This window comes from Faecalibacterium prausnitzii, from assembly GCF_003287495.1.
In the GTDB taxonomy this organism is placed as follows: domain Bacteria; phylum Bacillota; class Clostridia; order Oscillospirales; family Ruminococcaceae; genus Faecalibacterium; species Faecalibacterium prausnitzii_I.
In genome coordinates, this window is the sequence record NZ_PRLE01000001.1 from 675,618 (window position 1) to 694,141 (window position 18,524).

Here is an 18,524-nt window from a genome sequence, read left to right on the forward strand (position 1 = left end):
TATTACATGCCGATCAGGTCGAACTGCTCAAACGAAACGGTCAGGTTGTAGTCCTTGCCCGGGTTTGCATACTTGACCTCGACCGCTTTCTTGGTCTGGCTGTAGTACCAGCCCTCAGCAGCCTCGTCGAACTTGCGGCGGTTGAGGAAGTGCTCGATCTTGCGGCCGTCCAGAGTGACCCAGAACGGGCTCTTCTCCTTGGCGATCATCTCCACCTTGACGGTCTTGACGGTGTCCTCATAGCTGCCCTCAGAGGTGAAGTCCATGGTGACACGCTCACCGGCGGTGGTGGTGATGGTGGTCTTGCGGAAGACGCCGCTCTTGAAATCGTTGGTCACGCCGTCATCATCATACAGAGTGGTGGTAACGGTGCCCTTGGGAGCCACGATGAGGTGGAGGTCGGTGGTGTGGTCCCCCTCCATGGTCATCAGCTGGTTATCCGCCATGGCGATGACAGCGCCCTCACGGATGAACATGGGGATGCTTGCCATGGTGACGGGGATCTCGATGGTCTGGCCGCCCTCGTAGCAGCGCATCTTGTCGCTCCAGTCGTACCACTTGCAGCCTGCGGGCAGGTAGACCTTGCGGGTCTTGGCACCCTCTTCGATGACGTTGGCCACCAGGATGTCACGGCCGAACAGGAACTCGAAGCTCTCCTCGTAGACGTTGGGGTCATCCTGGAAATCGTAGACCAGAGCGCGCATGATGGGAGCACCCGTCTTGCTTGCGTTGTACTCCGCGCTGTACAGATACGGAGTGAAGCGATAACGCAGCAGGATCGCGTCACGAATGAGATCTGCAGAGCCGCGGAACATCCAGGGCTCGGTCACGGTGTTATCGTTGGAAGCGGAGTGGATGGAGAAGCGGGCCTGGAAGATGCCCTGCTGCACCCAGCGGACGAACAGCTCCTCGGTGGGAGCGGGGCCTGCAAAGCCGCCGATATCCGCGCCCTCATTGGGCTGGCCGGAGAGGCCCATGCCGGTGATGATGGGGATGTTGTACTTCAGGGACTTCCAGCTGGTGTAGTTATCACCGCACCAGGTCTGCGCGTAGCGCTGGATGCCGGCGCTGCCGCTGCGGCAGACCATATAGGGACGAGCCTTGGCATTGTGTTCCACAACCGCGTCTGCACCCACCTTGCACATCAGGGTGCTCATAATGGGCTTCAGCTGAGCGATGGTGCCGCCCTTGCCGTCAAAGTCGCAGATGTCGTCCTTATCCATCAGACTGTCATACTCGCAGTTGTCGTTCCAGACGGAATCGGTGCCCACGGCAATGATGGACTCGGTCAGGTACTTCTTCCAGGCTGTACGGCCCTCGGGTTTGGTGAAGTCCCAGAAAGCGCCGTCGCCGCCCCACCATTTGCCAACGCCGTAGTTCTCGGGGTGTTTGCTGTCTTTCACAAAGACATCATCGGCGTTAAATTCATCAAAGCGGGGGTTGCACAGCAGGACGCCCGGCTTGACGTTGGGCACGTTCTGGGCGTGCTTTTCGTTCATGGCACGGAAGTAAGCACTGGGGTCCTTGAAGCGCTCGGTGTTCCAGGTAAAGACACAGCGCTTGTTGTTCTGGCTGGTGTAGCCGCTGGACAGGTGGAATCCATCAATGGGGAAGCCCTCTTCCTTGATGGTGTCAACGAATCCCAGCACAGCGTCGTCGCTGTCTTTCTCCAGCTCGGGGTAGTACATGCTGGAGCCCTGATAGCCCAGAGCACGCTTGGGCAGCAGAGCCGGACGGCCGGTGAGCAGGGTGTAGTTGTCCACAACGCGGGCGATGGTGTCGCCGCCGATCAGGAAGCAGTCCAGATCGCCGCCGTCGGCCTGGAAGTAGGTGTAGCGGGGCCAGTAGTTGCTCTTCTCGCGGCCCATGTTGAACACGGACTCGTAGAAGTTGTGGTAGAACACGCCGACAGCCTTTTTGGTGTCACGGTCCAGACGGATGTAGAAGGGGATGTGCTTGTAGAGGGTATCCATCTTCTCGGCATCGTAGCCCATCGCGTCGGTAGCACGCTCACGCTGGAACGTCTTGTTCTTGTCCAGCTCGCCGGTCTTCTCGCCAAAGCCGTAGAAGCAGTCGTCCTCTTTCATCCGGCTGTAAGCCACAACGCGGTTGTTGGAGTCCTTGACGAACGGGTTGCCGGGCAGGGTGCTGTACAGCTCCGAGCCGTCAGCGGACAGCAGCTTGAAATTGATGGGGTCCTTCTCGACCACCAGAGTCACCTTGCCGGTGGCAAAAGTGATGGTCTTGTCGTCCTCGGTGACCTCAGCCGCAAAAGGCTCCACGCGGGTGCGCTCGCCCTTGAACAGGTCGTCCATACGGTCTTCCCAGGCGGTGGTCATCAGGATGTAGGATTCCTCGGCCAGCTCGTGGTCAAAGCTGGCGCGGACACGGACGATCTCGTCGGTCACGAAGCAAACCTTGACATCCGCGTTGTCGGTGTGCAGCAGGAAAGCGCCATCCTTGCGCTCCATGCCGGTAAAACGGGAGCAGATTTCCATAATGCAGTTCCTCATTTGTTTTTGTGGGGTGTGGTTTCGGATACAAAAAGCCCCCATTCCCCCTCAGATGCATGATATCTTCAGAGAAACGGGGGCAAACATTCAGTTGCTCAACCCAGAGCAGTCAATCTCACATGGTCCAGCCCAGGCTGGGGACGAGGCCGCACAGATAAGGCACGACCAGAGCGATGGCCGGGATAAAGGTGACCAGGAACAGTGCCACGACCATGGCGGCGAACAGAGGCACGATGTACTTGGTAACGCCCTCGATCTTGACCTTGCCGACGCCGCAGCCAACGAACAGGCAGGAGCCGACGGGAGGAGTGACGGAGCCGATACCCAGGTTCATGATGAGCATGATGCCGAACTGGACATCGCTCATGCCGATGCTGCGGGTGATGGGCAGGAAGATCGGGGTGAAGATCAGAACGGCAGGAGTCAGGTCCAGGAACATGCCCATGACCAGCAGGAAGACGTTCATGATCAGCAGGATGACATAACGGTTGCTGGAAACGCTCATCAGGGCGTTGCTGATCGCAGCCGGGATGCCGGAGTAGCTCATGACGTAAGACATGATGGAGGAAGCGGCGATCAGGAACAGGATGGTAGCGCTGCTCTCCATGGTGTCAGCCAGCAGGTTGTAGAAGCTCTTCAGGGTCATCTCTCTGTAGAGGATGGAGAGCAGGCCGCAGTACAGGCACAGGACAACGCCGGCCTCGGTCGCGGTGAAGAAGCCTGCCAGAATACCGCCCATGACGATGATAACGGCCAGCAGAGAGGGCACTGCATCAATGATGATCTTGATGGCGGGATCGGGATCCTTGACGTCCGAGGACTTGTAGCCTTTCTTGACCGCGATGAACACAGCCAGACCAGCGACACACAGACCCATCAGGATGCCGGGCAGGTAGCCGCCCATGAACAGAGCAGCAACGGAAACGCCGCCAGCGGTGATGGAGTACAGGATCAACGGACCAGACGGGGGGATCAGGATGCCGGTAGGAGCCGAGCAGATGTTGACGGCCGCGGAGTAGTTGGGGTCGTAACCCTCATCCAGCTCCAGAGGAGCCATGATGGAGCCCATTGCGGAAGTAGCTGCAACGGAAGAACCGGAAACGGCGCCGAAGAACATGTTTGCCAGAACGTTGGTGGCAGCCAGGTAACCGGGCATCTTACCAACGGCCAGACGGGCCAGACGGACAAGGCGCTTTGCAATGCCGCCCTTGTTCATGATGTTGCCGCCCAGAGAGAAGAACGGCAGAGCCAGCAGAGAGAAAGAGTCAATGCCGGAGAAGCAGCGCTGTGCCGCGGTCAGTGCGAAAATCGCGGGGTCCATGCTGAACAGGGCCGTGAAGATGGATGCGATGCCGATGCCTGCAGAGATAGGCACACCGGCCAGCAGCATCACAAAAAAGGAACCGAACAGCAGTAACGTAGCCTGTGCAACCATTATGCGTTTTCTCCTTTCTTTTCTTTACTGTCCAGGAAGAGCTGAACGTACTTCAGCACGCGGGCCAGAATGATGAAGATGCCGGAAATCGGCAGGATGGAATACAGGAGCTTAAAGGGAATGCGCATAACCGAGGAAACGTTGGTAGCGTTCGCGGTCAGCTTCCAGCCGCCATACACGAAGACATAGCCAACGAAGAAGACGATGGCAGCCTCAATGAAGACGCTCAGAAAGACATTGAACGCGCCCTTTGCACGGCCCTTGACCAGGTCCAGTGCCAGGTGCTTGTCTTTGTAGAAGCAGTATGCGGAACCGATCATGGAAGCCCAGATCAGAACGTAGCGCAGGAACTCATCGGTGACCGTGGAGGGGTTGCGCAGGATCCAGCGGGTAAAGATCTGCCAGGTGCCGCCTGCCAGCAGGGCAAACATTGCCACTGCCATCAGGAAACGCATGACGTTATCCAGAATTTTATCCAGTTTTTTCACAAGATCATCTCCTTGAGCTTGGTTCCTCCCGCGCGGCCACGGGCAAAGGCACTCAATGCCCTGCCCGCGGCCTTTGGGAGGCAAGAATCAGAATGGAACTGCGGCCGATCAGACCATTGCGCGGATCTCTTCCACGACCGCATAGGTGGTGGGGTTCGCGGTCTTGAGGTTCTCGTAGATGGGCTGCACAGCAGACTGGAATGCCGCGATGTCCACGTCCTTGACCAGCTCGACGCCGTTCTGGTTGACAGCCTTGTCCAGAACCTCGTCCTCGAAGTTCTTCCAAGCGGTCTTGTACTCCTCGGTAGCAGCCTTGGCGCACTCGGTCACAGCGGACTTCTGATCGTCAGAGAACTGGTTCCAGATGTTGGAGGAGATGATGACCATATCGGGGATGCGGGTGTGCTCGTCGAAGCAGTAGTACTTGGTGACGTCGCCGTGGTCACGCAGAGCGGTGACGTTGTTCTCAGCGCCATCGATAACGCCCTGCTGCATACCGGTGTAGATATCGCTGTAGCCCATAACGGTAGCGGAGCCACCCAGGCAGTTCATCATGTCGATTGCCATCTGGCTGTCCATGGTGCGGATCTTCAGGCCCTTCAGGTCAGCCGGGGTGCGGATGGCGGTAGCCTTGGTGTAGAAAGAGCGAGCGCCGGAATCCAGCCAGGTCAGGCCGCGGAAGCCCTGATCGTCGGTGGACTCAAAGACAGCCTGTGCGGAATCGCTGTCCATGTAGGTGTAGTAGTGAGCCTGATCGTCGAAGACATAAGGCACGGAGAAAGCGTTGTACTTCTCGCTGAAGTTGCCCAGCGTGGAAGCGGAGACCTTAGCCATGTCCAGAGCGCCGGCCTGGATCTGGGAGATCATATCAGACTCGCTGCCCAGGGTGCCGTTGGGGATGATCTGGATGTTGACAGTGCCGTTGGTCTTCTCCTTGACCTGCTCTGCAAAGCTGGTCAGCTGGATGTGAACAGCATGGTCCTCAGCCAGGTTGTGGCCCAGCTTCAGGTTGAAGCTGCCGCCTGCAGCAGCTGCCGCGCCGGAAGCAGCAGTGCTGCCTGCTGCAGAGTTGTTGGAAGAACCGCCGCAAGCGGTGAGCAGAGCGGAAGCGCCTGCAACTGCCAGGACCTGAACGAACTGTCTACGAGAGATTTTCATAGTGGATTTCCTTTCTTCTTCTTGCTTATGTATACCACGTCACAGCCGGTCGGCCGTGAAACAACAAATTTGGAATGCAGCGGTCAGGACTCGCCGCGGTGAAACCGATCTTTCACCATCTGGATCAGATCTTTCAGGTTGAGGCCCCACAGGCTCTTGGGCTGCTGCCAGTCCTTGCCGGTCTCTTTGGCAAGCACCTTGGCAAACCGCTCGGGGTTCGCCGGCAGCAGGCTGCCTTTGGGGATCATCACCGCCATCTGGCGGCTCTGGAACAGGTAGAAGTACTGGTCGTCCTCGACCAGGCGGTCGATCTTATCAAACGGAATGTGGGCACCGTTTTCCACGTCCACGCCGCCTGCGTTGATCCGGCAGCTGACCGTGCTCTCGGCCCCGCCCCGCTGCATGATGACGCCCTCGGCCGCCACCCGGCTTAGAAAATCCGGCATGGCGAACATCGCGCACCCCACCAGCAGGCAGAGCACCTTGACCACCGTTGGGATGGGAACGAAGAGTGCCAGCATCACCAGCGCGAATGCCACGGCCAGCCAGACCAGCCGCTGCATCCCCTCGTAGGTGTAAAACTCGGTGCGGAACATCCGGCGGATGGTCTCATCGTTAAAGATCACTTTGGCTTCAAAATGATTTTTAGAAGTCTGCATGAGCTCTTCCTTTCCGTGAGTCACGAAACACGACGGCTGCATTTGTAAAATATACCAAAAATTTTGTCACTGTTTTGTCATTTTTGTTCTTGTCGTCTTCTTGCACTCATATCATACTAAAATTCCAATCCGTTTTCTTGCGGTTTTGTGATTCAAATATTGCAATTTGTGATATCAGCTGATATACTAGAGCCAAAATCAACGATAAAGCACATTTCTGATTTTTTTCACAAAGGTGGAATCGCTATGGAAATCGAGCGCGTTACGCATTATGTCGATAATGTCCTCACACAGGCGGAAGCACGGATGGGGCTGCGCAACACAAGACTGCTGGTGGCATGGTATACCAACCAAAAAAACGACCAGTCCGTGGTCCATTCCCACCCCTACCATGAGCTGGTGCTGCCCATCGGCGGCAGCACCGTGCGTTACTCCATCGACGGCAGTGTTTATCTGGTGCATGTCGGCGAGCTCATCTACTTCCCTGCTCAGATCTACCACGCCGGCATCTTCAATATTGATAACGACCACTCTGACCGTCTGGTCATCCAGATCGACGACGCCCTCTGGCAGGCCTGCCGCCGCAACGCAAACCTGAAAAACGCCGCCTGGATGCACAGCATCACTGTGCTGGACCCGGATGTCTGCAACAAGTGGGATTTTCAGAGCCTTTTTGTGCGGATGGCCCAGAGCCAGGAATTGCCAGCCCAGATGCGTGACATCGTTTTTGAAGCCCAGGTGTCGGAGATGATGCTGCTCATCACGCTGGCCACCGGCAGCGGCCAGACCACGGCCCCCAGCAGCACCAACGTTCTGGTGCAGCGTGCCGTGTCCTACCTGCAAGCTCACTATCAGGACCCGACCCTCACCACGGTAAAGCTGGCCCAGGAGCTCTATGCCAGCCGGGAGCACCTCTCCCGCGCGTTTAAAGAGTGTACCATGGAGAGCATCCACAGCTACCTGACCCATCTGCGGATGCAGCACTGCCGCAAAGCACTGGAAGATGGTGTCTCCGTCCTCAACGCCTGCACCGAGAGCGGCTTTCCGGATTACAGCAGCTTCCTCAAAACGTTCCGGCGGCTGTATGGCATCACACCCGCGGAGTATCGCTCCCAGAACCGGAAAAAAGTTTGATTACGGAACGTATTAAGAGAAGCAAAAGTTCCATCATGGATATGAAAAGCAGCCATCTATGCTGTATGGCAAATGCAAAACGAGGCCGTTCCCTCTCTTTTCCAGAGAAGCGGAAACGGCCTCGTTTTGTTTATTTTTTTCGGTATTCCCGCGGGGTCATACCGAAGTGCGCCTTGAACGCCCGGTTGAAATAGGAGAGGTTTTCGAATCCGCACCGGGAGGCGATGGTCAGGACGGTCTCGTCCGTGGTCTGCAGCGCCTCGGCGGCGGCATTCAGGCGGTATTCGTTCAGAAAGGCAACGAAGCTCTGCCCGGTCATCTGCCGGAACCAGCGCATGAAATGGCTGGCGCTGAAAGAGCAGACCCCGGCGGCATCGGCGACCCGGAGCACCTCGGCATAATGGGCCGAGAGCCATTGCAGAACGGCTTTCAGCCGCTGGGTGTCGGCTGTTTCCGCGGGGAGCTGCTGCTTCCCCTGCGCAATGAGCAGGGAAAGGAAGCGCAGCAGCGCCCCCTTGACCAGCAGCTCGTAGCCGGGGAGCTTGGCGCGGTTGGCTTCCTCCACCTCCCGCAGGCAGGCAGCAGCCGGAAGGTAGCACAAGTCGTTCGGAGTCAGACGTGCCTGCAGCGACAAGCGCCCGCTTTGGAGCGGCAGCAGATACTTCTCGGCGCAAAGGTCTTCCGCGCCGCCCAGAAGCTCCAGCGCGAAGATGATATTTTCGTATTCCATGCACTGCCCCTCGGCCTGCCGCAGGGCGTGGAGGGTGCCGGGCGTAAAAATGAAGATGTCCCCCATGCGGGCCGGGCAGGTCACAGCGCCCACCTGCACCAGTCCTATGCCCCGCTTGACAAAGACCAGCTCCATGCTCTCCTGCCAGTGGAGCGCTACCTGTGGAAAATCCCCCGGAATGGCGCAGGGATACAGATTAAAGGGGAAACGCACGGCACCGTGCTGCTTGGTCTCCTGCAAAGATGCCTGATTTTGCATCGTCTCACCTCCTGATGATAGGATTGTACCACAGTCTGCACTTTTTAGGCAAGATTTTGATTGTTTTATGTGGTATATCTGGAAGTACAGATGTCAAACCTGTTTTCCGTAGAAAAGGAGGATGCATTTATGAGCTTTACCGAAATGTTACAGAGTCTTACGGGCAAGCCACTGGTGGACTGCACCGATCAGGAGCTGTATCTGGCACTACTGGAGCTTGTGCGGCAGAAGAGCGCCGACCATGTGCAGCCGGTCACTGGACGCAAGCTGTACTATATCAGCGCCGAATTTCTCATCGGCAAGCTGCTGTCCAACAACCTCATCAATCTGGGGCTGTACGATGAAGCCCGCGATGCACTGGCTGCCGCCGGCAAGAGCCTTTCCGATATCGAAGAGGTGGAGCCGGAACCCTCTCTGGGCAACGGCGGTCTGGGCCGTCTGGCGGCCTGCTTCCTCGACTCTCTGGCAACGCTGAATCTGCCCGGCGACGGCGTGGGCCTGCGGTATCACTTCGGCCTATTCCGCCAGTCCTTTGAGGACGGCGTGCAGAACGAAAAGCCCGACCCGTGGCTCACCGCCCACAGCTGGGCGGAAAAGACCGACATCACCTACCCGGTGGAGCTGGCAGGCAAAGAGTACACCGCCCGACTGTACAAGCTGGCCGTTACCGGCTACGAGGGCCGCACCAACACCCTGAACCTGTTTGACCTTGACACCATTGACGAGCGTATAGTCCATGACGGCATCGCGTTCGACAAGACCGCCATCGACAAGAACCTGACCCTCTTCCTCTATCCGGACGATTCCGATGAGGCAGGCCGCCGCCTGCGGGTGTACCAGCAGTACCTGATGGTCTCTGCCGGTGCTCAGCTCATTCTGGCCGAGTGTGCCGCCCGGGGCTGCGATTACCACGATCTGGCCGACTATGCCGCCATCCAGATCAACGACACCCACCCTAGCATGGTCATCCCGGAGCTGATCCGTCTGCTGGGCGAAAAGGGCATCGAATTTGAGGAAGCCGTGGAGATCGTCACCAGGACCTGCGCCTATACCAACCACACCATTCTGGCCGAAGCACTGGAAAAGTGGCCCCGCGCCTATCTGGATGCCGTTGTTCCCCAGCTGATGCCCATTATCGAAAAGCTGGATGCACTGGCCCGCACCCGCACCAAGGACGAGAGCCTTGCCATCATCGACAAAGACGACCGGGTGCACATGGCCCACATGGATATCCACTTCACCCACTCCACCAACGGCGTGGCGGCGCTGCACACCGAGATCTTGAAAAATTCCGAGCTGCACGGCTTCTATGAGCTGTACCCGGAAAAGTTCAACAACAAGACCAACGGCATCACTTTCCGCCGCTGGCTGCTGGAGTGCGACCCCCGCCTGACCGCCACGCTGGAGCAGCACATCGGCTCCGGTTTCCGCAAGGACGCGGCCGAGCTGGAAAAGCTGCTGGCGTTTGCCGACGACGAGACCGTGCTGAACGAACTGACCGCCGTGAAAAAAGCCAACAAGGCGGCCTTGGCGGAGTGGCTGCTGCGCACCCAGAAAGTAACGGTGAATCCCCATGCCGTGTTCGATATCCAGTCCAAGCGTCTGCACGAGTATAAGCGCCAGCAGCTGAATCTGCTGTACCTCATCCATCAGTACCACGAGATCAAGGCCGGGCATCTGCCTGCCGTCCCGCTGGTGAGCATCTTTGGTGCCAAGGCGGCCCCAGCCTATACCATCGCAAAGGACATCATCCACGCCCTGCTGACCCTGTCTAAGGTCATCGCCGCAGACCCGGAGGTGTCTCGGTGGCTGCAGGTGGTCTTTGTGGAGAATTACAACGTCACCGCTGCCGAAAAGCTCATCCCGGCCTGCGACCTGTCCGAGCAGATCAGCCTTGCCTCCAAGGAGGCTTCCGGCACCGGCAACATGAAGTTCATGCTGAACGGTGCGCTGACCCTGGGCACCATGGACGGTGCCAATGTGGAGATCAGCCAGCAGGTGGGGGAAGAGAACATCTATATCTTCGGCCAGACCTCCGATCAGGTCATCCATCGCTATGCCGTCGGCGACTACGACCCGGCCCAGTGGGTAGAGGGCGATGCCAACATCCGCCGTGCCATCCGCTTCCTCACCGGCCCGGAGATGCTGGCTGCAGGTCATGCCGAAAACCTGACCCGCCTGCACGACGAACTGATCCATAAGGACTGGTTCCAGACCCTGCCGGACTTCAACGCATACGTCGTGCGCAAGGGGCAGGCCCTCTGCGATTACGCCTGCGACCCCATGGGCTGGCGGCGCAAGTGCCTTGTGAACATTGCCAAAGCGGGCATGTTCTCCTCCGACCGCACCATTGCCGAGTACGACCGCGACATCTGGCATCTGGGCGAATAGTTTACGCGAGCTTTCCTATGGCAGTCGGAGCAGGCTCATCATGCCCCCAGAAAAGAGAAGCAGGGCGTTCCCGACTGCTGGGTATCCGTAAAACAGTTTTCGAAAAATGACACGGCAACTGCCTGTCAGGATTGGTTACGGAGTACCCGGCTAGGCCGAGGAAGCATCAAGTCCCATGTCCGCACCGTCAAGGTGTTGGGTATGGGGCTTTTTGCATTTCAGGAACGTGTACATCTCTGGAAAGGTGTAACACACTAGACTTTGTACCAAAGTCGTGTGCCAAGGGTGCTGCGCCCCTTTGGAATCCCTGCTCACATCGCCTGTGGGCGATGTGGATTCGCCGGACAGAAAGCTCTCACAAAGGTGCACCGGGCTGTCTGCGGCGAGGAAAAGGCACTTCTGCGGAAGTGTAATAACCCACTATGACGCTTTCAGCCCTGCGGTCTGCAAAGTGTAGTGGGCTCTCCGAGGGGGAAACGGCTATATAGGGTGCGCTTCGGGCAAATCGCTGCGTACGTGCGTACCAATCTCTCGTACGCACGTACGCAGTAAAACGGCTAAAATCTCCTATATAGGGGTGTTCTTCTGGAAATCAATATGATATACTCAACTTAACCAACCATCAACTAATAGGAGGCGGTAATATTATGGGAAAAACTTTTGTGTGTAGCTTATGCCGTAATGGAATCATTGGCGGTGGTTTGTACATTGATGAACAGAGCATTACATATTCAACTCAAAAGCTCACAGTCAGTCCACTGTATCGCAACCTTGTATTGCCCATGAACGAGATAAGGGAGCTTTCATGGAGTCAGATGGTCGTTCCTGTTGCAGCAATTTCCATGAAAGATGGAGAATGTTATAAATTTATCATATATAACAAATCAGGATTTGAAAAGGCATATAAGCAATATAGCAACCACCAAGAATGAAATCACCTAGCAGGGTTTGGGGCAGGCACGCCCCAACAAGAAACAGTCCCAAAGGGGACAGGAAATTTTCGAGTATTGAAAATTTGTGGCCACGGGACGATTCTTGCTCTCACGAAAACCCATACTTTTTGAAAATCCGCTTTTCGCAGCCAAAGGAGGATGCACCATGAAAAAAGAGATCGAAGCCTTCGTCAACGCAGCCAACGAGCAGGAGTTGGAAGCCGCATGGAATAACCTCTCGGCAGAGGAACAGCGAGTTTTCGAGAAGCTCATGGAGGAAGAACCACCCGAAGATGCACTGGCATTTTTCGCACAGCTGTATGATGATGCCCCGAAAGAGCAGACCAGCGAGACTGTGAACATCTCCGAAAATGAAATCTATTTCAAGCGGAAGCCCTTGACCGAAGAGCAGAAGAAACACAGCTCTTATGTGGACGAGAACGGCAACCTCCATGTCAAGAACCTGTCCGCTTTCTGGATTCCAGAACTGACCACCACGGAGAAAGTCGGTCACACCACCTACACCGTGACCGGCAGCTATGAGGGCAAGGAGTCCTTTTTGAAGAAGCTGGAGCGCATTGTTGCCAAGAACGCCCAGCAAAAATTTGAAGATGAGGGTGCAGACGAATGACAACTGCGTCCAATTCTGCTATACTTGACCCGGTAACCAATCCTGTACCGACAGTTGCTCCACAGAGTAAGGAGGACACAACAATGTCTGGAGCAACGAATAAAATCACCGCACTTTACTGCCGACTGTCGCAAGAGGACGCACGGCTCGGCGAAAGCCTGTCCATTGAGAACCAAGAGTTAATATGTAAAGGGTGGTTTCTGCCACCTAATACATATGACTGCGGCTCATTTGTGGTGAATGGAACAGCAGTTGTAGGAAAGGAGTAAAAACACCTTATAACCGCTGGAAATCAACACAAAAAGGAGCTGATTCATATGAAATCTCTATTTGAGGAAATGGGCGGCACTTACCGTCAGGAGGGCGATTACCTCATCCCGAACCTTGCGCTGCCGGACGAACCGGAATACCAGATTGGCAAGTATGGGCGTATGCGCCGCAGCTATCTGAAAGAACATCGTCCTGTTCTCTACGCAAACCTGCTCACAAGCGGAACGCTGCATCGGCACCTTGCCGAGATCGACCAAGCCTGCAACGAGCGCATGGCAATCATCGTATCTGCAATAGCGAAGCAGGAAGGCGTAACAGAAGCACTCAAAGCTGCCGATCAAATGGAATGGGTGCGCCGCATGAACAGCATCCGCAGCCGCGCAGAGGAAATTGTCCTGACCGAACTTGTATATGAATGATGAACGCCCGTTATTGGCCGCATGGCCGATAACGGGCGTTTCTGCGTTTTAGTTCTTTTGCTCCGTGCTGGCTACCAGCCGGTCAAAGTCGCTCTGATACAGCCGATCCTGAATGACACGGTACTGCTCAAACTCGCTTTCGGCAAAGGCTTTTGCAATGGCAGCGGTGACTTTTCCCTTATTTTGCAGAATCTCTGCATCGTTGAATTGCAGAAAAGCATCCAGCTTGGAGGCCCAATCTGCCATGGTCATAGGGATATGCCGTCTGGCCTGCCGGGTGGCGTAGTCCAGATACATGGTGACGATTTCGTTCAGTTCCTGCATTTCATCCATGGATAAGTAATTTTTTGCAACGGACACATCTGCCTTGACAATCTTGCCGTCAGGAGCATTCTTCCATGAGGTCAGTCCCATGTGTTCCTTGGTGTGATCGGCTCGTGCCATAATGACCTCTGCCGCTGTGCCGCCATGGACGGCATAGTGCATCTTATTCTGAACTGTGGCAAAGAAATCCTTTGTGGTCTGGCTATCGAGAGAGTAGTCCACAGCGGTGGCGTAAATGTCCGTGATTTTCTGGTAAAAGCGCCGTTCGCTGGCCCGAATCTCCTGAATCTCGGAAATCAGGTGATCGAAGTAGTCCTCATCAAAAATCTGCCCATTGATGAGCCTGCTCTTATCCAGCACATACCCCTGCTTGGTGAAGGTGTCCAGCACCTTGGTTGCCCACTGACGGAACTGCGTGGCTCTGCCGGAATTGATCCGATAGCCTACGGCTATGATGGCGGGCAGAGAGTAGAACTTATAGTGATAGGTTTTTCCGTTATCCGCAACTTGTGCAAAATTTGCACAAGTTGCATCTTCGGACAATTCACCGCTTTCATATACATTTTTCAGATGCTTTGTCACAACGCTCCGGTCTACATCAAAAAGCTGTGCAATGGCCTTTTGGGTCAGCCAAACGTCGTGATCCTGTACCCGTACCTCAATGCCATCCTCATGGGCATCTTTCGTGAACACAAGGAAATCCACTGTGCTGTTGCGGATTTGCAGTTTATCCTTCTTGGCGTCTGCCATGTCGTTTCACCTCAATCTTCTTCGCTGGTTTTCTTTCCCCGGCTCTTATAGACATTATACTGATTCTTGCACCGGGGGCTGCAAAATGCGGAATTGGAGCGGCTGCTCAGGAATACCTTCTGGCAGTGCTTGCACAGCCGCAGGGGTTTCTCTCCGTCCACCAGCAGGAAGCTGAACATCATCTGGATGCCCAGCAGCAGCGAATGGAAGTCCCAATAGATGGTCGGCTTGTCCAGCAGCTCAATATGATAGCTGGGCGCAATGCCGCCGAAGGCAGCCATGCCCTTGCGGTAAAGATTTCTTGTATCCTCGTCAATGCTGTCGTAGTCGTTATAGTACAAAACAGAGGTGGTCAGCGTGAACGCCCAATCCTTGAACTGCTGTGCTACCCAGTCATAGGCTTCCGCATACTCCCGCTGGAAGCTCATGGTTTTCGCCATAGGTTCGTCCGCAAAGGTCATGGTCAGCGCCACCATTGTTCGGTCGCCGGACACGCTCCAACTGGATTCAACGCCTTGTTTCACCACATCCAGCTGGTCAAAGGGATAGAACAGTGCCAGATAGTCTTCGGTTTCCATGGATTCTGCCTTGATGAAATGGTTTTTCGGCAGATAGACTGCCTCATAATCCATAAAGGACGGCGTAGTGGGTAGCGCCGTCATCAGACCCAGCAGGCCGTAATGGGTTACAAACTCTAAGATAGCCTTCTGCACCTCGTCCTCTGGCTGCCGGTTCATCATCAGCATACCCACATTCAGTGCATCCAGCACGATTCCCGACGCTTCCTTCAAGGGATTATAGATGTCAGGCTTGGCATTCTTCCCCGGCGTGATGTACCGCTTGCCGTCTGCGGCGGTTTTCAGTTCATAGCGGTCATACCGCACCCAATGGGAGCGGGACTGCTCAAAGAGATTCTTCATGGTGCTGTTCCTCTCAACTCGTAATCCAACTATATATTAACTATATTACTATTGTATCAACCGTCCTTGTCATCGTCAAGGGCGGCTTTCATTTTTCTCGGTTTGGTTTTGTTTTCCCGGCGGATCACGGCATCCTTGCCCATGGTTTGCAGCAGTGCTTCATATTCCTCCACGAACTCGCGTTCCCGCAGAGTAATGCTGTAGTCCTTTTCCAGCTTTTCGCTCAGATGCTCATACATCCGCCTTTGCAGCTTTTTCTGAATGGTCATCCGCAGCTTTCGGATGTTTCGGTCGGACTGCCCGCGGAGGGTGGCAAGCCGTGTGGTGCTGTATTGCTTAACGAACAGGTAATACAGCACCTCCTTCTGCTCATCACTGAGTGTGAAAAAGAGCTTGGAGAGAAAACGGTTGGAAGTCAGCTGGTGCAGCTCGTAGGGACAGGAGAAGATGATGTCGAGAAAATTTCCCTGACAAAGCTGGCGGAACCTCGGCAGATTCATCCAGAGGGGAGCGATCTTTGGATCAGGTACAGCCTGAAACTCCAACGGCACGTCTCCACGCAGGTTTTCGTGGTCACGTTCCCGGCGCTCCCGGTTTCTGTCCAGCTTGTTCCACTCGTCTACTACAGTTAGAAAATCTGATTCCGTCCGGGCTGCTTCCTCCAGCCGCCGCAGAGCCTCTGCGCGAATTTCCCGCTTGAGCCGTTTCTCACTGGTGGGCGCGGCTTCTTCCTCCTCGTCCTCCAGCTCGGCGGCATAGTTTCTGGGATGCTCATCCTGCTCCAGCTCGCTCTCCAGCTCCAGCGTGCGTTCCTCTGCAAGCGCTTCCTCCAGTGTCTCATCCACCGGCGCAGTGTCAGACGAATCCTCCCAATCGGCAAAGCCGTCCGCATCCATTTCAAGGCCGGTTTCCTCTATTTGCTCCTCGGCATCTTCTTCCTCATCGGAAAAATCATCTTCCCACAGCAGTTCATCCTCCCATGGTTCCACGACAGCTTCACCTCCCCGAAAAAATATTTTTCTTTTTCTCAAAAACAGTTCCGATTTACACCCCGTTTTTCTCCTATTAGTGAAAGGGTAATCTAAACGCAAGTTACTAAGATTACTTTCTTAAAACACAGAGGAAAGAAAGGAGAAACAAGTATGGAAAATCAGCGCAAAGACGCAGTTGGCTTACAGCCAACGGAACCGGATTTATTATATCAAAAACCAGCAAATTACGCAAGGAGGAAGCCTATGGAGCAAACGCAACAGGAACAGTTCATCATTCGGCGCATCGGCGGCACCACCTATAAGGTAAGGGTCGCATTCAGCGAAACAGCAGCGGAGACTATGGAGGAAAAGATTCTGCGGATGATCCGCAATGAGGGGGTTACAAATGACGGTACTTGTGGTATAATGGAAGCACCACAAATGAGCCGTCAGTCTGAAAGGAGCGCCGAATGCGCATGAAACAGACTGAGGAAAAGATCACCGCTCTGTATGAGCGGCTGAGCCGTGACGATGACAATGCTGGTGATAGCAACTCCATCGTGAATCAGAAAAAATACCTCGAAAGCTATGCCCAGCAGAGAGGCTACGCCAACTGCCGCCACTATACCGATGACGGATGGAGCGGCGGTAATTTTGACCGTCCCGCATGGAAACGGCTGGTGGCGGACATCGAGGCCGGAAAGGTTGCCCATGTCATTGTCAAGGATATGAGCCGGGCCGGTCGTGATTACCTGCAAACCGGCTTTTACACGGAGGTATTCTTCCGGCAGCACGGCGTCCACTTTGTGGCGATTGCCAACGGCGTGGACAGCGACGATCAGAACAGCAACGAATTTGCGCCCTTCCTCAACATCATGAACGAATGGTATCTTCGTGACCTGAGCCGCAAGCAGAAAACCGCCATTCGGGTCAAAGGGGAATCCGGCAAGCCCACCACCAACTGCGCCATCTATGGCTACAAGAAAGACCCGGAGAACAAGTATCACTGGCTGATCGACGAGGAAGCTGCCGCCGTGGTGCGGCGTATCTTCCAGCTGACCATCGAGGGTAAAGGCCCTTACGATATTGCCCGCATTCTGTTCGATGACAAGATCGACACGCCTGCGGTCTACTTTGGCAAGCAGAATAAAGGCGTCTGGAAAAGCAAGGAGGAGTTCCCCAACCCCTATAACTGGAGCGGCTACATCGTTGGGCAGATTTTGTCCAAGCCGGAGTATATGGGGCATACGGTGAATTTCCGTTCCCACAAGCAGTCCTATAAGGATAAAAATGCCGTAATGAATCCCAAAGAGGATTGGCTGATTTTCGAGAACACCCATGAAGCTATCGTAGACGCAGAAACATGGGAGCTGGCGCAGAAGCTGCGGAAAACACCACGGCGGCATGACACGCTGGGCGAGGCCAATCCGCTGACAGGGCTTGTGTTCTGTGCCGACTGCGGGGCAAAGATGATGAATCACCGCTCAAGGGGCGGCACGGAGAACAATCCTTATCCGTCGGACTTTTACGATTGTTCCACCTATACGCTGGCACATCAGAAACGCACCCATGCTTGCAAAGGACATTATATCCGCAGCAAAGTACTGCGGGAGCTGATTCTGGAAACCATCCGGGCTGCCAGCACCTTTGCCATCTCTGACCGAGATGCTTTTCTGGAGAAGGTGCGCTCCGCCTCCCAGCTGCGCCAGGCGGAAGCCACCAAGGAAACCAAGCGGAAGCTGAACAAGGAGAAAAAGCGGATTTCTGAGCTGGACACCATCATCAAGAAGCTCTATGAATCCTTTGCCGTCGGTCGTATCACCGGCGAGCGGTTTGACATTCTGCTGGCAGAATATGAGGCGGAGCAGAAAGCGCTGACAGCATCCGTCTCCGAAATGGAAACGCAGATGTCTGCCTTTGCGGAGGACACCGACCGAGCCAGGCAGTTTCTGGAGCTGGCAAAGAATTATACGGACTTCTCCGAGCTGACCACGCCCATGATCAACGAGTTCGTGGAGAAGATTATCGTCCACGCCCCAGAAAAGATCGACGGCGACCGGGTGCAGGAGGTAGAAATCCATCTGCGGTTCATCGGGCGGTTTGAGCTGCCTGTCACAGAGCTGAGCGAGGAGGAAATCAAGCGGCAGGAGTTTTTGAAGAAAGAACGCATCCGTAGCCGGGAGCGCTATCAGAAGCTGAAGTCCGGAGAGCGCACGGTTGGCGTTCCGGTTACACTGACATGCAAGTGCTGCGGGCAGGAATTTGCATCCAAGCGGACAAACACCCTGTTCTGCGGCCCCAACTGCCGGGCGAAATTCTACCGGCAGGAGGCGGCGGAGAGCCGCAGCCGGGCGTGTACCTGTGAGAACTGCGGCAGGGTGTTTACAACAACGAGGGCAGATGTGAAATACTGCGGTGACGATTGCCGTTATCAGGCACAGATCAAGCGGCAGGGCGCACGGAAGAAAGCCTTGCGAGACGCTAAGAACGAAAAAGAAACGAAAACAGCATAAGATAAGACGCAAACGGCGGCTTGTCCCT

16 protein-coding genes and 1 pseudogene are annotated in these 18,524 nt (G+C 55.3%); 8 read left to right on the forward strand and 9 right to left on the reverse strand.

Features of this window, described 5'->3' with window-relative positions:
• Window positions 1-2 precede the first annotated feature (2 nt).
• The 5 genes from C4N22_RS03075 to C4N22_RS03095 all read right to left on the reverse strand — a co-directional run bounded on the left by C4N22_RS03075 (window position 3) and on the right by C4N22_RS03095 (window position 6,253).
• Complete coding sequence (locus C4N22_RS03075) at window positions 3-2,498, reverse strand: TIM-barrel domain-containing protein (RefSeq protein WP_112147954.1); 2,496 nt, start codon at window positions 2,496-2,498, stop codon at window positions 3-5.
• Between the two features lie 130 nt (window positions 2,499-2,628).
• Entirely contained in the window at window positions 2,629-3,948 is a 1,320-nt protein-coding gene (locus C4N22_RS03080; RefSeq protein WP_112147955.1) for a TRAP transporter large permease, read from the reverse strand.
• Window positions 3,948-4,436 (reverse strand): TRAP transporter small permease, encoded by a 489-nt coding sequence (locus tag C4N22_RS03085; RefSeq protein WP_112147956.1) that lies wholly within the window; start codon window positions 4,434-4,436, stop codon window positions 3,948-3,950. The genes C4N22_RS03080 and C4N22_RS03085 overlap by 1 nt, the downstream gene beginning before the upstream one ends.
• Before the next feature lie 108 nt (window positions 4,437-4,544).
• Window positions 4,545-5,594 (reverse strand): TRAP transporter substrate-binding protein DctP, encoded by a 1,050-nt coding sequence (gene dctP, locus C4N22_RS03090; RefSeq protein ID WP_112147957.1) that lies wholly within the window; start codon window positions 5,592-5,594, stop codon window positions 4,545-4,547.
• An 83-nt stretch (window positions 5,595-5,677) separates the two neighbouring features.
• Entirely contained in the window at window positions 5,678-6,253 is a 576-nt protein-coding gene (locus tag C4N22_RS03095; RefSeq protein WP_158565122.1) for a YcxB family protein, read from the reverse strand.
• A 246-nt stretch (window positions 6,254-6,499) separates the two neighbouring features.
• Here C4N22_RS03095 and C4N22_RS03100 point away from each other — a divergent pair, with 246 nt between their 5' ends.
• Window positions 6,500-7,387: a helix-turn-helix transcriptional regulator gene (locus C4N22_RS03100; RefSeq protein ID WP_112147959.1), complete on the forward strand. Its 888-nt coding sequence runs from the start codon at window positions 6,500-6,502 to the stop codon at window positions 7,385-7,387.
• A 130-nt stretch (window positions 7,388-7,517) separates the two neighbouring features.
• Here the strand turns inward: C4N22_RS03100 and C4N22_RS03105 are convergent, their stop codons facing one another.
• Window positions 7,518-8,375 (reverse strand): AraC family transcriptional regulator, encoded by an 858-nt coding sequence (locus C4N22_RS03105; RefSeq protein ID WP_022257398.1) that lies wholly within the window; start codon window positions 8,373-8,375, stop codon window positions 7,518-7,520.
• A 129-nt stretch (window positions 8,376-8,504) separates the two neighbouring features.
• On the opposite strand from C4N22_RS03105, the gene C4N22_RS03110 reads away from it, so the two are divergent.
• The 5 genes and pseudogenes from C4N22_RS03110 (at window position 8,505) to C4N22_RS03130 (ending at window position 13,018) form a co-directional block, all read left to right on the forward strand.
• Window positions 8,505-10,766, forward strand: coding sequence for a glycogen/starch/alpha-glucan phosphorylase (locus C4N22_RS03110; RefSeq protein ID WP_112147960.1), 2,262 nt, complete (start codon window positions 8,505-8,507; stop codon window positions 10,764-10,766).
• A 647-nt stretch (window positions 10,767-11,413) separates the two neighbouring features.
• Window positions 11,414-11,698, forward strand: coding sequence for a hypothetical protein (locus C4N22_RS03115; protein ID WP_015538118.1), 285 nt, complete (start codon window positions 11,414-11,416; stop codon window positions 11,696-11,698).
• A 166-nt stretch (window positions 11,699-11,864) separates the two neighbouring features.
• Window positions 11,865-12,329 carry a hypothetical protein gene (locus tag C4N22_RS03120; protein ID WP_112147961.1) on the forward strand — a complete coding sequence of 155 codons (465 nt, stop codon included), beginning with the start codon at window positions 11,865-11,867 and terminating at the stop codon, window positions 12,327-12,329.
• Window positions 12,326-12,515, forward strand: a pseudogene (locus C4N22_RS13175) (recombinase family protein); the annotation flags it as partial. The gene C4N22_RS03120 and the pseudogene C4N22_RS13175, both read left to right, overlap by 4 nt.
• 131 nt (window positions 12,516-12,646) lie before the next feature.
• Window positions 12,647-13,018 (forward strand): TnpV protein, encoded by a 372-nt coding sequence (locus tag C4N22_RS03130; protein ID WP_112091005.1) that lies wholly within the window; start codon window positions 12,647-12,649, stop codon window positions 13,016-13,018.
• A 48-nt stretch (window positions 13,019-13,066) separates the two neighbouring features.
• Here C4N22_RS03130 and C4N22_RS03135 read toward each other — a convergent pair whose 3' ends face one another.
• The 3 genes from C4N22_RS03135 to C4N22_RS03145 are packed head-to-tail and all read right to left on the reverse strand — an operon-like array spanning window position 13,067 to window position 16,001.
• Entirely contained in the window at window positions 13,067-14,092 is a 1,026-nt protein-coding gene (locus C4N22_RS03135) for a virulence RhuM family protein (RefSeq protein ID WP_112091004.1), read from the reverse strand.
• An 11-nt stretch (window positions 14,093-14,103) separates the two neighbouring features.
• Window positions 14,104-15,012, reverse strand: a complete 909-nt coding sequence (locus tag C4N22_RS03140; protein ID WP_112091003.1) for a hypothetical protein — start codon at window positions 15,010-15,012, stop codon at window positions 14,104-14,106.
• A 56-nt stretch (window positions 15,013-15,068) separates the two neighbouring features.
• Complete coding sequence (locus tag C4N22_RS03145) at window positions 15,069-16,001, reverse strand: sigma-70 family RNA polymerase sigma factor (protein ID WP_112091002.1); 933 nt, start codon at window positions 15,999-16,001, stop codon at window positions 15,069-15,071.
• A gap of 153 nt (window positions 16,002-16,154) precedes the next feature.
• On the opposite strand from C4N22_RS03145, the gene C4N22_RS03150 reads away from it, so the two are divergent.
• Both C4N22_RS03150 and C4N22_RS03155 read left to right on the forward strand, forming a co-directional pair.
• A complete protein-coding gene (locus C4N22_RS03150) occupies window positions 16,155-16,463 on the forward strand; it encodes a transposon-encoded TnpW family protein (RefSeq protein ID WP_181567151.1) in 309 nt (102 codons plus the stop codon).
• Window positions 16,454-18,496, forward strand: coding sequence for a recombinase family protein (locus C4N22_RS03155; protein WP_112091001.1), 2,043 nt, complete (start codon window positions 16,454-16,456; stop codon window positions 18,494-18,496). The genes C4N22_RS03150 and C4N22_RS03155 overlap by 10 nt, the downstream gene beginning before the upstream one ends.
• Window positions 18,497-18,524: the final 28 nt, after the last annotated feature.

Coding starts and splice junctions, on each gene's coding strand:
- C4N22_RS03095 (WP_158565122.1), bottom strand. CDS start 6,253: ATGCAGACTTCTAAAAATCATTTTGAAGCCAAAGTGATCTTTAACGAT.
- C4N22_RS03105 (WP_022257398.1), bottom strand. CDS start 8,375: ATGCAAAATCAGGCATCTTTGCAGGAGACCAAGCAGCACGGTGCCGTG.
- C4N22_RS03100 (WP_112147959.1), top strand. CDS start 6,500: ATGGAAATCGAGCGCGTTACGCATTATGTCGATAATGTCCTCACACAG.
- C4N22_RS03150 (WP_181567151.1), top strand. CDS start 16,155: ATGGAAAATCAGCGCAAAGACGCAGTTGGCTTACAGCCAACGGAACCG.
- C4N22_RS03080 (WP_112147955.1), bottom strand. CDS start 3,948: ATGGTTGCACAGGCTACGTTACTGCTGTTCGGTTCCTTTTTTGTGATG.
- C4N22_RS03115 (WP_015538118.1), top strand. CDS start 11,414: ATGGGAAAAACTTTTGTGTGTAGCTTATGCCGTAATGGAATCATTGGC.
- C4N22_RS03155 (WP_112091001.1), top strand. CDS start 16,454: ATGCGCATGAAACAGACTGAGGAAAAGATCACCGCTCTGTATGAGCGG.
- dctP (WP_112147957.1), bottom strand. CDS start 5,594: ATGAAAATCTCTCGTAGACAGTTCGTTCAGGTCCTGGCAGTTGCAGGC.
- C4N22_RS03110 (WP_112147960.1), top strand. CDS start 8,505: ATGAGCTTTACCGAAATGTTACAGAGTCTTACGGGCAAGCCACTGGTG.
- C4N22_RS03120 (WP_112147961.1), top strand. CDS start 11,865: ATGAAAAAAGAGATCGAAGCCTTCGTCAACGCAGCCAACGAGCAGGAG.
- C4N22_RS03130 (WP_112091005.1), top strand. CDS start 12,647: ATGAAATCTCTATTTGAGGAAATGGGCGGCACTTACCGTCAGGAGGGC.
- C4N22_RS03075 (WP_112147954.1), bottom strand. CDS start 2,498: ATGGAAATCTGCTCCCGTTTTACCGGCATGGAGCGCAAGGATGGCGCT.
- C4N22_RS03140 (WP_112091003.1), bottom strand. CDS start 15,012: ATGAAGAATCTCTTTGAGCAGTCCCGCTCCCATTGGGTGCGGTATGAC.
- C4N22_RS03135 (WP_112091004.1), bottom strand. CDS start 14,092: ATGGCAGACGCCAAGAAGGATAAACTGCAAATCCGCAACAGCACAGTG.